Raw genomic sequence first — 13182 nt, 5'->3', positions numbered from 1 at the left:
GGCGCATGCCGCCTTCAGCATGCGCACGGCGATCGAGGCGGTCGGGCACAACAAACTGCGCGCCGGGCTCACGTCGCTCGGCATCCTCTTCGGCGTGGCGTCGGTCATCGCGATGCTGGCGATCGGGAAGGGGGCCGAGCAGGAGATCCTCGAGCAGATGCGCCTGTTGGGCTCCAACAACATCGTCATCACGCCGATCGTGAAGCAGAAGGAAGAAGAGGCGAAGGACGAGGGGGCGAAGGAACCGAAGCGGTACTCTCCGGGGCTCACGGTGCGCGACGCCGAGGCGATCGCGCGCGTCCTCCCCGAGGTCGAGACGACGAGCGCCGAAGTCGTCCTCAATACACTCATCACGCGCGAAGGGCGCCGCCGCTCGGGGAAGGTGGTCGGTGTCGACACCACCTACTTCCGCCTGACGAATCTCGCCCTCGCGGCCGGCGCGTGGTTCGCCCCGGTGCAGGTGCAACGCGGGCGCCCGGTGGCGATCATCGGTCACGGGGTCCGCACTCGCTTCTTCACTACCGAGGACCCGATCGGAAAGCCGATCAAGGTGGGCGACAACTGGCTCACCGTCGTCGGCGTCCTCGCCGACCGCAAGGTGAACGAACAGAACTCGCAGCGCCTGGGGATCCGCGACGCCAACATGGACGTCTATGTCCCGCTGCATACGATGCTCCTCCGCTATCGTGACCGCGCGCAACTCACGCAGGCGGAGATGGAGTTGGCGTCGCGGGAGTTCGACGGGCCGCCGGGTGAGCAGGTCGAGGAAGACCCCGAGACGCGCGCCGAGCGCACCAACTATCACCAGCTCGACAAGATCGTGGTGCGCGTGCGCGAGGCCACGATGGTCCCACCGGTGGCCGACGTGGTGCGCCGCATGCTCGAACGCCGCCACAACTCCGTCGTCGACTTCGAGATCACCATCCCCGAACTCCTCCTCAAGCAGGAGCAGCGGACCAAGACGATCTTCAACGTCGTCCTCGGCGCCATCGCCTCCATCTCGCTCATCGTCGGCGGGATCGGGATCATGAACATCATGCTCGCCTCGGTCCTCGAGCGCATTCGCGAAATCGGCGTGCGCCGCGCCATGGGGGCCACGCAGAAGGACATCCTCGCGCAGTTCCTCAGCGAAGCGGTGCTCATCTCGGTCGTGGGCGGCGTGGCGGGGATCCTCGTGGGCGGCGGTATCTCGATCGGCATCGAGCAGTTCGCCGGGATCCGCACGATCGTCTCGACGCTCTCGGTGATCGTGGCCTTCGGCGTCTCGTTCACCGTGGGGATCATCTTCGGCATCGTCCCGGCGCATCGCGCCGCACAGCAGGACCCCGTCGTCTGCCTGAGATACGAATGATGGAGCGCCGTCGCTCGTTCGCCCTTCCCGCGCGTCGCGCGCTTCCCGCGCGTCGCGCGCTGTCCACCGCGGTCGCGATGCTCGTGGCGTTGGCCCTCACGGCCGCATCCGCGCGCGCGCAGCGCCCGCTCACGTTGCAGCAGTCGATCGACCTCGCCCAGCGACAAGGGCTGCAAGCGCGCGCCGCCGAGAGCTCGCGCGATGCGGCTCGTCGACGCGACCGGGCCTTCACCGCGCGCCGCCTCCCGCAATTGTCGCTGGCGGGAGATCTTCCGGTCTACAACCGCTCAATCATCGAGGTGCTGCAGCCCGACGGGAGCACGGAGTTTCGCGCGCAGCGGCAGACCAACGCCGCGCTCAACCTGCAGATGTCGCAGCGCCTCCCGGTCACCGGAGGGAGCTTCTTCATCTCGTCGGCTCTGTCGCGCCTCGAAGTCAACGGAGAGCGCGACATCCGCAACTACTCGTCGACGCCGCTCTCGGTCGGGATCCGGCAGGACATCCTTCGCCCCAACGCCTTTAAGTGGGACGGGCGCGAGCAGGACCTGCGCTCCGAAGCCGCCGAGCGGCAGTATCTCGAGGCGCGGGAGGATGTGGCGATCGCGGTGACGCAGTCGTTCTTCGACCTCTACACGGCGCGGCTCGACCTGCAGAACGCCACGCGCAACGCAGCGGTCAACGACACGCTCTACACGCTCAACAAGGGGCGATTCGAAGTCGGCAAGATCGGCGAGAACGACCTGCTGCAGAGCGAGCTGGCCCTGCTGCGGGCGCGCAACGCGGTGGACGGCGCGCGCCTCACCTACGATCGCGCCATGGCCGCCTTCCGGCTGGCGATCAACGCGGCGCCAGGTGCAACGGTCGACATCGAAGTGACGGGCGACATTCCCCAGCTGACCGCCGACACCGCGATGGCGGTCCAGCAAGCGCTGCGCAACCGGGCGCAGTCGCTCGAGCTCGAGTTGCAGGACGTGCAGGCGCGGCGCCGCATCAACGAGGCGCGCCTCAACAACGGGATCGGCGCAACGCTGCTGGCCGCGGTGGGGCTCAACCAGTCGGCGGGCGACGTCAATGCCGCCTATCGCGACCTGCTCAACCAGCAGCGCTTCTCGCTCGCCCTGCAGATGCCGATCGTGCAGTGGGGGGCGCGCAGCAACGACATCCAGGCGGCGCGCGCCGACCAGGACCGGGTGACCGCGACGGGGCGCGCCGCGCGCGAGCAGCTCATCCAGGACGCGCACTTCGCCGCGTTGCAGCTGGAGCAGTCGCGCCGCCAGCTCGCCCTCTCGGCCAAGGCAGACACCGTGGCCGCCAAGCGCTTCGAGGTGGCCTACAACCGCTACGTCATCGGCCGCATCGACATGGACAACCTGTACCTCGCCCAGAACGAGAAGAACCAGGCGCTGGCGCAGTATCTCCAGTCGTTGCGCGGCTATTGGCTGGCGTACTACCGGTTGCGGCGCGTGACGCTGTACGACTTCGCCAGCGCGTCCGTCATTCGGTAGGGGGACTCGGCGCCAGCCGCACCTCCACGTGGTGCACCTCGCGGGCGCGAATCACGAGCACGCGCGTCACGGCAGCCCACCCCGTCGCCGGCGTCACGCGCAGTGTGGCCTCGCGTTCGCTCGGCACCGCGCACACGGCAAGCATCCCGCGCGCGTCGCTCGTCGCCTCCTTTTCGACCGCCACAGGATCGCCCGCTGCGCGGCCGGCGGCGCTCATCCATCGCAGCGTCGCCGCCGCACCCGCGAGCGGTGCGCCGCTCGCCGAGTCGCGCACGACCAGGTGTACCGTCCCATGTCCAAAGGGCGCCGCCTCGCCATTGCAGAGCCGCATCGTCGTGGCCCGCGCATCGCGCGCGGTGAGCGCGATGCGACGCACCTCGCCGCTCGCCAGTTCGAGCGACAGGTCAGCAGCCGCAATCCCCAGCGAGTCGTAACTCGCACTGGTCGCCAGCAGCGCGATGGGCCCGGGCGCGAGTGCGTCGATCGTGAACCGTCCGGCACTGTCCGGCACGACCGTGCGCGTCGCCCCGCCGATGCGAACGACGGCGCCCGCCAGCGCGCGCTTCCCCGTGCTGTCGCGCAACACGCCGCTGATCGTTGCCGGGAGGACAGGTGCGCGCAGTTCGTCGGTCGTCACCTCCGCCCCTTCCTCCCCAAGGCTCGTTGTCGCGGGCCGCACCAGGACCCACGGCGCACTCCCGTCCGTCGTCACCGGGCCTGCCGGGCGTCCGGTGACCGGGACGCGCAGGAACCAGCGCCGCACGATCCACGCGCCGTTGGCCAGTCGTGCAAAGTGTAGCTCGCCCCCCACGGACGTGGAGTCCACCCCGTCGGGGAGACGCGTGTAGGAGAACTCGACCACCCGTAGTTCGAAGCTGCGCGCGTCGAGCCAGAGCGTGCCGCGCACGTCGGGGACGTTGCGGCTGGCGGAAGGGAGGAACGCCAGCCCGGTCAGCCCCTGTCGCACCCCGCGCCCGGTCACGGGGCGAAAGCAGTGATCGCCCTGGAAGTCGTCGCTCAGGAGCGCCGCCGGGTCGGGGACATAATAGAGCGCCCCGCCGCCGGGGACGGCCCGCCAGTAGCCGCTCGTCGAGAGCGATTCGGGTGGCAGCGTCGTGATGGGCGCCCCCACCACACCACGCACCTCGCTCCGCCCTTCCTGCAGCACGCGCAGCGTCCTGGGCTCCAGCTCGCGCGCGTAGCGCGTCACCTGCGCCGTGAACAGCCGGTCCCGCAACGAGATCTCGGCCGCATCGAGCGCCGTGCGCGCCTCCTCCCACAACGACGCCACACGAGCGCGATCGGCGGGCTCGATCGAACAGAGCGCGTTGGCGGCGACGACGATTTCGGGGAGGCGATACTCGAGCGCTTCGAGCTCGATGGGGAACGATCGTGTTTCGCCCGCGCCGAGCGTGAAGGGATCGCTGATGTAGCGACGCACGCCAATGCGTTTCGCGCCGAGTCGATACCGACCCGGCGAGGGCGCTCGCAGCGTGAAGTCGCCGTTCCCGTCGCTCAACGTCGACGCGACACGCGCGCCGGTCCCCGGCGTGCTGTCCGCCGCGATCAACTCCACCAGGGCGCCCGAGATCGGGAGACCGGCAGTCGCCTGCTTCACGGTCCCCCGCGTGATCTGCGCCGAGAGCGGATCCGCCAGCAGCACGCACGCAACGGCACCGGTCAGGCCCACCCGCATGCTCCACCGCATCACGGCGCGCGCAGCTGGACGACGAGGAAACCGCGCTCTGGTGTGCGGAATTCGTAGCGGCGCGCGAGCGCCCCGTTGGCGAACCGTTCCTCCACCGTGATGAGCTTCTCCCGCGGCAGCGCGCAGGCCGTCACGCCGCCAGCCGCATCGGCGGGAAGGTCGAGCGCCAACGTCGTCGTCCGCACCATCCCGCCGGGAATCGTCGGAGTCAGCACGCGGAGGTTGCCCCAGGACAGGTGGGCGACACGCGGGGCGGCACTGTCGGTCGGGGCGTCTGGTGGCAGGAGGATGCGCACGGCGGTCACGGAGTCGGGAACCTCATCGTACCCGCAGAGCTGCCGGAGGATCTGCGATGTCCCGAGCGCCTGGGCCAGGGTCGTCGAGGTACGTCCCTCGTCGATCGTCAGCACCTGCTCCACCGCGAAGATCCCGAATCGCGCGTAGTCGTCATGCTCCACCAGCAGGGTGTAGCTCCCGGCGGGGATGTCGGCCAGTCGGAAGGATCCATCGCGCTGGACCACGGTCGAGTGGTCCATCCCGGCCAGCGTCACCCGCGCGCCGGCCAGCGGGGCGCGTCCGCTGCTGTCGACCACGCGCCCGTTGAGCTGCGCCATTGTCGCCGCGCCACGCGCCTCGTCGGGTATCACGTGCCCGCCATCCTCGGCGAAGCCCGTGAGGACCGGGCGATCGGTGACGACACGACCGGTGCGCGCCGTCCCGCTGACGTCGCGCCGCAACTCCATCTGCGGCACGCGCATGAACCACCGCGAGACGTGCCACGCCCCGCGCGCCAGGCGGGTGAACTGCACCTCGCCACCCACGCGTGGGTCGCGCAGCGGCATCGGGAAGTTGGTATAGCGGAACGTCACGCGCCGCAGCTCATAGGAGCGGGCATCGAGCCAGATCGTCCCTTCGATGTCCGTCACCCGTCTCGTGCGCACCGGGACGAAGGTGATCCCCGTCTCGCCGTTCCCCTCGTCGCGCGCGAGGGCAAAGCAGTGGTCGCGCACGAAGGTGCCGGACAGGAGGACTCGTTCGTCGGGGGCGAAGTACTCGATCTCCCCGTCGGGGAGCATCCGCGCGTATCCGTGTACCGCCAGCGACTCGGCGGCAAAGCTCTCGAACGCATGCTCGGTCACGCCCTGCCGAACGTCGCGCGATTCATGACGCACGGTGAGCGATCGCGGCTCGAGGATCCGGTGATAGCGCGTGATCCTGGCGCGAAAGAGGCGCTCGCGCAGCGAGAGCTCGCTGGCGGTGAGCGCGGTGCGCGCCTCCTCCCACAGCGCGGCGATGCGCGCGCGGTCCGCCGAGCGGGTGTTGCACGGCGTGGCCCCCGACACGGTGACCACCGGGAGGTCGAAGCGCACCCCTTCGAGCGTGATGTCGAGGCGATGCGTCTGACCGCGGGCGAGGGCGATGGCCGGCGACTGGAACCGCCGCACGCCGATGCGCTTGGCCGTCACGACGAAGCGACCGGTGTCGTTGGGGGTGAGGGCGTAGCCCCCGTCGGCGTCGGTCAGGGTGGCGACGAGTCGCTCGTCGTCGGTGGCGCTCCCCGATGCACGGTACAGCGCCACGATCACGCCGGCGAGCGGCGCGCCGCTGGCGGCGTCGCGCACCGTGCCGCGCACCACTTGCGCCTGCCCGGTCGCCGGACGCAGTGCCAGAAGTGCCGCGGCCGCCCCAGCCGCCAGCCGCAAGGCCTGCACCGCACGGACACCGCGCGACGCTAACCAACGCCTCATCCCGTGTTCATCGACTCGTAATCTCTCGCTCACCACGTCCTCATCCAGCAGGCCGACGTTAGGGGTAGGACAGGTCGTCCAGTCACACTCACTTCGGCGGAGGACCCCATGCGCTTCACCCTACCCGAATCATCGCACCGCCGCCAGCGCTCGCCGGGCGGAACCCTCGTCAGCGTCGCACTGCACGCGGTCGTGATCGGCGGCACGCTGGTCGCCACCGGGATGTCGGCCGAGCGCCCGCGCCCCGCGACGCCTCCCGCCGAAACGCTGATCTACGTCGTCGAGCCGCCGACGGCGCGTCCGACGGCTCGTCCGTCCCTTCCTCCCCCTCGCCGGGCGGTGACACCCGACCGGACGATCACTCCCCCGGCTCTTCCGACGCCGCTCGTCGTGAGCGATCCGACCATCGTTCCCACGTCGCTTCCCGCCATCGACCAACCGCTCGGCGCCCCCTTCGATTCGACAGTGCGGGCCGCGACGGGCGTTGCATCGGGCGATTCACTTGCCTCGTCCCAGGGGAGCGGCGATCCTGGCGCCGCGCTCTCCGCCTTCGCCGTCGACCGCGAGGTCGTCGCCATTCGTGGCGTCGCCCCGCGCTATCCGAGCCTGCTCGCCAACGCCGGGGTCGAGGGGACGGTGGTGCTACAGTTCGTCGTCGACACGCTGGGCCGGGTGGAGCCGCGAAGCCTCGAGGTCGTGCGCGCTGACCAGCCGCTCTTCGTGCAGAGCGTGCGCGAGGCGCTCACGCGTACGCGCTTCGTGCCGGCCGAGGCGGCGGGACGCAAGGTGCGGCAGTTGGTGGAGCAGGCGTTCACCTTCAACCTCGCGCGCCGGTAGCGCGTCCGCCGACTCACCGCCAGCTCAACCGGCCGGCGCGCCCCCTAACGACAGCGCACCGGCCGGTTGGTGGGTAACGCCTACCGCCGGCGCGTCGAGCGCGTCGTGGTCTTCTTCCCCCCCAGCAGCGCGCCGAGCATCCCGCGCACGAGCGTCCCGGTCACCGCCACGGCGGCCGTGCGGATCATGCTCTTCCCGACGGACGAGTTGAGCACCTGCCCGAGGATCCCGGTATCGGCCGGCGCGGCAGCGGCCGCGCGTCCGCGCGCCGGCGGCGCCGCTGGTGCTTCAGCCTCTGCCGCCGCGGCTTCGGCCTCAGCTGCCTCGAAGCGCGCCTGCAGCATCTCGTGCGCGCTCTCGCGGTCCACGGCCGTGGCGTACTTCTTCACCTGCGGCGTTTGCAGCCGGCGGTCCATCTCCGCGTCGGTCAGTGGCCCCATGCGCGACTGCGGGGGGATCATCCGCGACACGAACGGCGGCGTCGGCGTCCCCTTGGGCGAGAGTGTCACGACCATCGCCTCGCCGATCCCCATCGACGTGAGCGTCTGCTGCACGTCGTAGAACTCCGTCTTGGGAAAGGTGCGCGCAGCGGCCCGCAGCGCCTTCTCGTCGTCCGGCGTGAAGGCGCGCAGCGCGTGCTGCACTCGGTTGCCAAGCTGCGCCAACACGGTGTCCGGGATGTCCTTGGGGCTCTGCGTGATGAAGAAGACGCCGACCCCCTTGGAGCGGATGAGGCGCACCACCTGTTCGATCTGGTCCAGCAACGCCTTGCTGGAGTTGTCGAAGAGCAGGTGCGCCTCGTCGAAGAAGAACACGAGCTTGGGGCGGTCGATGTCGCCGACCTCGGGGAGTTCGTTGTACAGCGTGGCCAGCATCCACAGCATGAAGGTCGAGAAGAGCGCCGGCTTCTGCTGCACGTCGCTCAACTCGAGCACGCTCACCAGCCCGCGCCCGTCGCGCTCCACCTGCAGCAGGTCGTCGAGGTCGAACATCGGCTCGCCGAAAAACTTCCCCGCTCCCTGCTGCTCCAGTTCGACCATCTCGCGCAGCAGCACGCCGACCGTCTGCTTCGACATCCCGCCGTAGGCCTTGAGCTCATCGGCGCCGTCGTCGCTCAGGTACTGCAGCACGCTGCGCAGGTCGGCCAGGTCGAGGAGCAGCAGCCCCTTGTCGTCGCAATACTTGAAGACGAGGGCGAGCACGCTGGTCTGCGTCTCGTTGAGGTCGAGCACCTTGGCCAGGAGCTGCGGCCCGAACGACGAAACCGTCGCCCGCAGCTGCGCCCCCTTCGCTCCCGTTAGGCTCAGGAACTCCACCGGGAAGGCGCTCGCCGACCACTGGTAGCCGGTGTCGGCGGCGCGGGCCGTCACCTTCTCGTTGGCTTCACCCGCCGCGCCGACCCCCGACAGGTCGCCCTTGATGTCGGCCATGAAGACCGGCACTCCGGCGTTGGAGAGCTGCTCGGCGATCAGCTGCAACGTCTTGGTCTTCCCCGTCCCGGTGGCCCCGGCGATGAGGCCGTGACGATTCATCATCGCCAGCGGAATGCGCACGAGGGGCTCGGCGTGGCACGTGCCATCATGCACCACGGCACCAAGGGTGATGGCGTCACCGTGGCCGGAAAAGACGGCGCGGGCAGATTCGAGGGCGGAGGACATGGCGAAAGGAGACGGGAAGTCGGGGAATTCGAGACGAGGGGAAGCTACCGTCGCTCGTGTCAGCCCGCGGCGCCGGCGGCGGCCGCGGTCGCCGCGCGCTGCTGGTGGGCCGATTCGGTCAGGACCGTCGTTTGCGAACTCCCGCCCAGGTCGGTCGCCAACGTCAGGAGGCCGGTGCCCAGCCCCTTGAGCGCGTCCTTCCACAACAAGGTCCCGTCGCGCGGGTCGAGTGCGAAGACCTCGCCGGCGCACGTGGCGAAGAGCCCCTCTGCATCGCGTACCACGTTCACGAAGTCGGCGGTCGACTTGTACTTGGCCGGCAGCTGGGTGCGCCAGACTTCTTCACCCGTCTTCCGATTGAAGGCAATGACGTGTGCCTTGATCCCGACGTAGACGAGCGATGCGCGACTGCGGGCCATGGGAGAGACTCGGCGAGAAATGTGACGAAGGCGCGTGCGGCGGAGAGCAGCGGGGAGAATGCTGCGTGCGGCGCGGGAAAGCCAGCCGGGCGCGGGAGGCGCAACATGCACGCATATGAGTACTCCGGCGACGCATCGCGGTGCCCATCGCCCTCGGCTGGACGCGGCGCACGGTGCGGGCGTACGTTCACCCTCGTTGCCCCCTCTGCCCGCACCTCCTGGAGCGTCCGATGTGTGACCCCCGGCTCCCCGAACTCGACCTCCCGCTGACTCGCCGGTCGTTGATCGAACGCGGCGCCGCGGCCGCCGCGTTTCTCGCGCTTCCGTCGGCGTTGCGCCCCCCGGCGAGCGCCTCCCTGCGCGAGGCGGAGGGCTCCTACCTGGGAAGCGCACTCAACGCCGAGCGGTGGATTGCGCGGTCGGCGATTCGCGACGGACGCGGGCTCACCTGGCCCGCCGATCCGGCCGACGCCAGAAGCGTGCAGGGCAATCTCTACAGCGGCAGTCCCGGGGTCGTCCTCTTCTACCTCGAGCTCGCCCACGCGACCGGCGATCGCCGCTGGCTCGAGCCGGCGCGGGCGGGGGCCGAGTACCTCGCGGCGACGCTTCCGGCTACGGCGTCGACGTTAGGCGAGGAGGGGGCGGGGCTGTACACGGGAGTGGCGGGGGTCGCGTACGTGCTCGAACTCGCGCGTCAGGCCACCGGCAACGCGCGCCTTGGCGACGCGCGCAACCGTGCCGTCGCCCTCCTCAGGGACGGGCTTGCCCCCGCCGGCGCCGGCGCCGCGTGGAACCCGTCCTCCGACATCATCTCCGGCAGCTCGGGGATCGTGCTCACCCTGGCGTGGCTCGACCGTCACGGCGGGGCGTGGAGCGACTGGCGGCGCGACGCGGTGCGCGTGGGCGATCGCCTGGTCGAAGTCGGGACGCCGGAGCACGGCGGGGTGAAGTGGTCGATCAACAGTGCGATGCCGCGGCGCTATCCCAACTTCTCGCACGGGACCGCGGGCGTGTCGTACGTGCTGGCCACCCTGTCGAAGGAGACGGGCGAGCGCCGCTTCCTCGACGCCGCCCTCGCGGGAGAGCGCTACCTGCAGGCGATCGCGACCCGCACACCTAACGACGGAATCAAGGTCTTCCATTCCGAGCCCGGCGGCGAGCAGCTCTTCTACCTGAGCTGGTGCCACGGCCCCGCCGGCACGGCACGCCTCTATCACCGTTTGGCGGAGGTGACGGGCGACGCGTCGTGGCGGGCGATGCTCCCGCGCCTGGCCCAGGGGATCGTCGACAGCGGCGTCCCCGACCAGCACCCCGATCGCTCCGGCTACTGGAACAACATCTCGCAGTGTTGCGGCGCGTCAGGCGTGGCCGAGTTCTTCATCGCCATGCACGCCATGACCGGCGACACGCGCCACCTCACGTTTGCCCGGCGCGTCATGGACGACGTGGTGTCGCGCGCGACCGCCGACGGCGCCGGCCTCAAGTGGATCCAGGCCGAACATCGCGTGCGTCCTGAACTACTTGTCGCGCAGACGGGGCTGATGCAGGGCGCCGCCGGCGTCGGACTGGCGCTGTTGCACCTGGACGGGGCGATGAACCGCCGCGCGCCGCTCGTCGCACTGCCGGACGCGCCGCAGTGGGTCTAGGGAGGAGTCGAGCAGGCGAGGACGTTCAACAACACAAAGCAAGACACGGAGGTTCACGGAGGATTCACGGGGGTTCACGGAGGAGGGCAGCGATACGCCAGTTGCCTCCGTGAACCCCCGTGTTACCCCCGTGAACCTCCGTGTCCTGCTTTTGACCTTGAACGCTCCGGCAACGACGACTCGCTATCGACCGATCACGCGCTTGGCCTCCGCCACCACGTGCTCGGCCGTGATCCCGTACGCGGCGTAGAGCTTCTGGTACGGCGCGCTCGCGCCGAACGTGTCGATCCCGACGACCGCACCGTCACGCCCGACGAAGCGCTGCCACGACATCGAGTGTGCGGCCTCCACGGCGACGCGCTTTGCGCCTGGCGGAAGCACGGCGTCCTGGTACTCGGGGGTCTGCGCCAGGAAGAGCTCCTGGCTCGGCATGCTCACCACGCGTGCCTTGATCCCATCGGCCACCAACGCCTCCTGCGCCTTCATCGCGATCTCCACCTCCGACCCCGAGGCAATCAGCACCACGTCGGGCGTTTCGGGCGAGGCGTCGGCGAGGATGTAGCCGCCACGCGCCGCCGAGGCGACGGCGCCGTACTTCGCGCGATCGATCAGCGGGAGCTTCTGGCGGGTGAGGATGAGCGCCACCGGCCCGTTCTTGTGCAGCAGGGCGGAACGCCACGCCTCGGCCGTCTCGGCGGCGTCGGCCGGGCGAATCACGGTGACGTTGGGGATGCAGCGCAGCGACGTGAGGTGCTCCACCGGCTGGTGCGTGGGGCCATCCTCGCCCAGGCCGATCGAGTCGTGCGTGAAGACGTAGATCACCTGCTGCCGCATCAGCGCCGCCAGGCGGATGGCGGGGCGCATGTAGTCGGCGAAGACCAGGAAGGTGCCGCCGTACGGAATGACACCGCCGTGCAGCGTCATCCCGTTCATGATCGCCCCCATCCCGAACTCGCGCACGCCGAAGTGGACGTTGCGCCCGGCGTAGCTCTCGGCGGCAAAGCGCGGCGTGTCCTTGAGGACGGTGATGTTGGAGCCGCTGAGGTCGGCCGACCCGCCGACGAGCTCGGGGATCTTCGCGCCGAGCGCGTTGAGGACGATACCCGATGCATTGCGGCTGGCGAGGTTCCCGTTCTCCGGCGTGAAGACCGGCAGCGCCTGCTGCCACCCGGCGGGGAGGTCGCCCTGCATGCGGCGCCCGAACTCCTTGGCGGCTTCGGGATGTGCCTTGGCGTAGGCAATCAGCGACTTGCGCCAGGCATCGTTGGCCTCGGCCCCGCGCCCCTGCACGCTGCGCCAGTGCGCCAGCGCCTCGGCCGGAATGGCGAACGGCTCGGTTTCCGTCCAGCCCAGCGCCTGCTTGGTGAGCGCCAGCTCGGCGGCGCCTAACGGCTCGCCGTGCGCCTTGGCCGTGTCCTGCCGGTTGGGCGAACCGTAGCCGATGTGTGTCTTGGTGATGACGAGCGTGGGACGCGAGAGGTCGGACTTGGCCTCGGCCACCGCGGCATCGATCGCCGCGAGGTCGTTGACGTCATCGACGCGGAGCACCTGCCAGCCGTAGGCCTCGAAGCGCTTGGCGGCATCGTCGCTGTAGGTGATCTCCGTCTTGCCGTCGATCGAGATCCCGTTGTCGTCGTAGAAGCCGATGATCTTCCCGAGCTTGAAGTGCCCGGCGAACGACGCGGCCTCGTGCGAAATCCCCTCCATCAGGCAGCCGTCGCCTGCGATGAAGTACGTGAAGTGGTCGACGATCGCGTGTCCGTCGCGGTTGAAGGTCGCGGCCAGGTGGGCTTCGGCCGCGGCCATCCCCACCGCCATCGCCAGCCCCTGCCCCAGCGGCCCGGTCGTCGTCTCCACCCCCGGGGTGTGCCCGTGCTCGGGGTGGCCCGGCGTCTTGCTCCCCCACTGCCGGAAGTTCTTCAGCTCCTCGAGCGGCAGGTCATAGCCGGACAGGTGCAACACCGAGTACAGCAGCATCGACGCATGCCCGTTGGAGAGCACGAAGCGATCGCGGTTGGGCCACGCCGGGTCGGCGGGGTTGTGCCGCAGGTGCTTGGTGAAGAGCGAGTACGCGAGGGGGGCGAGCCCCATCGGGGCGCCGGGGTGGCCACTCTCGGCCTTTTGCACGGCGTCCATGGACAGCGTGCGGACCGTATTGATGCAGAGCGCATCGAGCGTCGACGCGTCGACCGGTGCGGACACGAGAGGTTCTCCTGGCGAGACGAAGTGGAACGCCTTGGGAGCCTGACGGGGCCCACAACGCGTGACGGGGGTACAGCCGTATCGCCCACGCCCCCAGATTGCGTGCGT

At 69.8% G+C, this 13182-nt stretch carries 9 protein-coding genes; 4 read left to right on the top strand and 5 right to left on the bottom strand.

Annotated elements, in window-relative coordinates; genetic code table 11:
• Positions 1 to 19 precede the first annotated feature (19 nt).
• Together IPN47_11045 and IPN47_11040 are read left to right on the top strand one after the other, a co-directional pair.
• Positions 20 to 1351: an ABC transporter permease gene (locus IPN47_11045; protein MBK9408561.1), complete on the top strand. Its 1332-nt coding sequence runs from the start codon at positions 20 to 22 to the stop codon at positions 1349 to 1351.
• Positions 1348 to 2856, top strand: a complete 1509-nt coding sequence (locus IPN47_11040; protein MBK9408560.1) for a TolC family protein — start codon at positions 1348 to 1350, stop codon at positions 2854 to 2856. Before IPN47_11045 ends, IPN47_11040 begins: the two co-directional genes overlap by 4 nt.
• On the opposite strand, the gene IPN47_11035 is transcribed toward IPN47_11040, so the two are convergent.
• On the bottom strand, positions 2846 to 4519 hold the full coding sequence (locus tag IPN47_11035) for a carboxypeptidase regulatory-like domain-containing protein (protein ID MBK9408559.1): 1674 nt from the start codon (positions 4517 to 4519) through the stop codon (positions 2846 to 2848). The genes IPN47_11040 and IPN47_11035 overlap by 11 nt on opposite strands.
• A gap of 44 nt (positions 4520 to 4563) precedes the next feature.
• Positions 4564 to 6312 carry a carboxypeptidase regulatory-like domain-containing protein gene (locus tag IPN47_11030; GenBank protein ID MBK9408558.1) on the bottom strand — a complete coding sequence of 583 codons (1749 nt, stop codon included), beginning with the start codon at positions 6310 to 6312 and terminating at the stop codon, positions 4564 to 4566.
• Between the two features lie 108 nt (positions 6313 to 6420).
• Here IPN47_11030 and IPN47_11025 point away from each other — a divergent pair, with 108 nt between their 5' ends.
• Positions 6421 to 7149 (top strand): TonB family protein, encoded by a 729-nt coding sequence (locus IPN47_11025; protein ID MBK9408557.1) that lies wholly within the window; start codon positions 6421 to 6423, stop codon positions 7147 to 7149.
• 80 nt (positions 7150 to 7229) lie between these two features.
• Here IPN47_11025 and IPN47_11020 read toward each other — a convergent pair whose 3' ends face one another.
• Entirely contained in the window at positions 7230 to 8807 is a 1578-nt protein-coding gene (locus IPN47_11020) for a DUF853 family protein (GenBank protein ID MBK9408556.1), read from the bottom strand.
• Between the two features lie 59 nt (positions 8808 to 8866).
• Positions 8867 to 9226, bottom strand: coding sequence for a PQQ-binding-like beta-propeller repeat protein (locus tag IPN47_11015; protein ID MBK9408555.1), 360 nt, complete (start codon positions 9224 to 9226; stop codon positions 8867 to 8869).
• A gap of 230 nt (positions 9227 to 9456) precedes the next feature.
• On the opposite strand from IPN47_11015, the gene IPN47_11010 reads away from it, so the two are divergent.
• Complete coding sequence (locus tag IPN47_11010; protein ID MBK9408554.1) at positions 9457 to 10872, top strand: hypothetical protein; 1416 nt, start codon at positions 9457 to 9459, stop codon at positions 10870 to 10872.
• A 183-nt stretch (positions 10873 to 11055) separates the two neighbouring features.
• Here the strand turns inward: IPN47_11010 and tkt are convergent, their stop codons facing one another.
• A complete protein-coding gene (gene tkt, locus IPN47_11005) occupies positions 11056 to 13008 on the bottom strand; it encodes a transketolase (protein MBK9408553.1) in 1953 nt (650 codons plus the stop codon).
• Between the last annotated feature and the right edge of the window lie 174 nt (positions 13009 to 13182).

This window comes from Gemmatimonadota bacterium, assembly GCA_016719105.1.
Taxonomy (GTDB): domain Bacteria; phylum Gemmatimonadota; class Gemmatimonadetes; order Gemmatimonadales; family Gemmatimonadaceae; genus SCN-70-22.
The sequence above is the reverse complement of the archived record's forward strand: the minus strand, read 5'-3'. Positions and strand labels throughout refer to the sequence as shown.

Excerpts from the sequence above, each read along its gene's own strand:
- IPN47_11025 (MBK9408557.1), top strand. The coding sequence starts at position 6,421 with ATGCGCTTCACCCTACCCGAATCATCGCACCGCCGCCAGCGCTCGCCG.
- IPN47_11030 (MBK9408558.1), bottom strand. The coding sequence starts at position 6,312 with ATGAGGCGTTGGTTAGCGTCGCGCGGTGTCCGTGCGGTGCAGGCCTTG.
- IPN47_11010 (MBK9408554.1), top strand. The coding sequence starts at position 9,457 with ATGTGTGACCCCCGGCTCCCCGAACTCGACCTCCCGCTGACTCGCCGG.
- IPN47_11020 (MBK9408556.1), bottom strand. The coding sequence starts at position 8,807 with ATGTCCTCCGCCCTCGAATCTGCCCGCGCCGTCTTTTCCGGCCACGGT.
- IPN47_11040 (MBK9408560.1), top strand. The coding sequence starts at position 1,348 with ATGATGGAGCGCCGTCGCTCGTTCGCCCTTCCCGCGCGTCGCGCGCTT.
- IPN47_11045 (MBK9408561.1), top strand. The coding sequence starts at position 20 with ATGCGCACGGCGATCGAGGCGGTCGGGCACAACAAACTGCGCGCCGGG.
- IPN47_11015 (MBK9408555.1), bottom strand. The coding sequence starts at position 9,226 with ATGGCCCGCAGTCGCGCATCGCTCGTCTACGTCGGGATCAAGGCACAC.
- tkt (MBK9408553.1), bottom strand. The coding sequence starts at position 13,008 with ATGGACGCCGTGCAAAAGGCCGAGAGTGGCCACCCCGGCGCCCCGATG.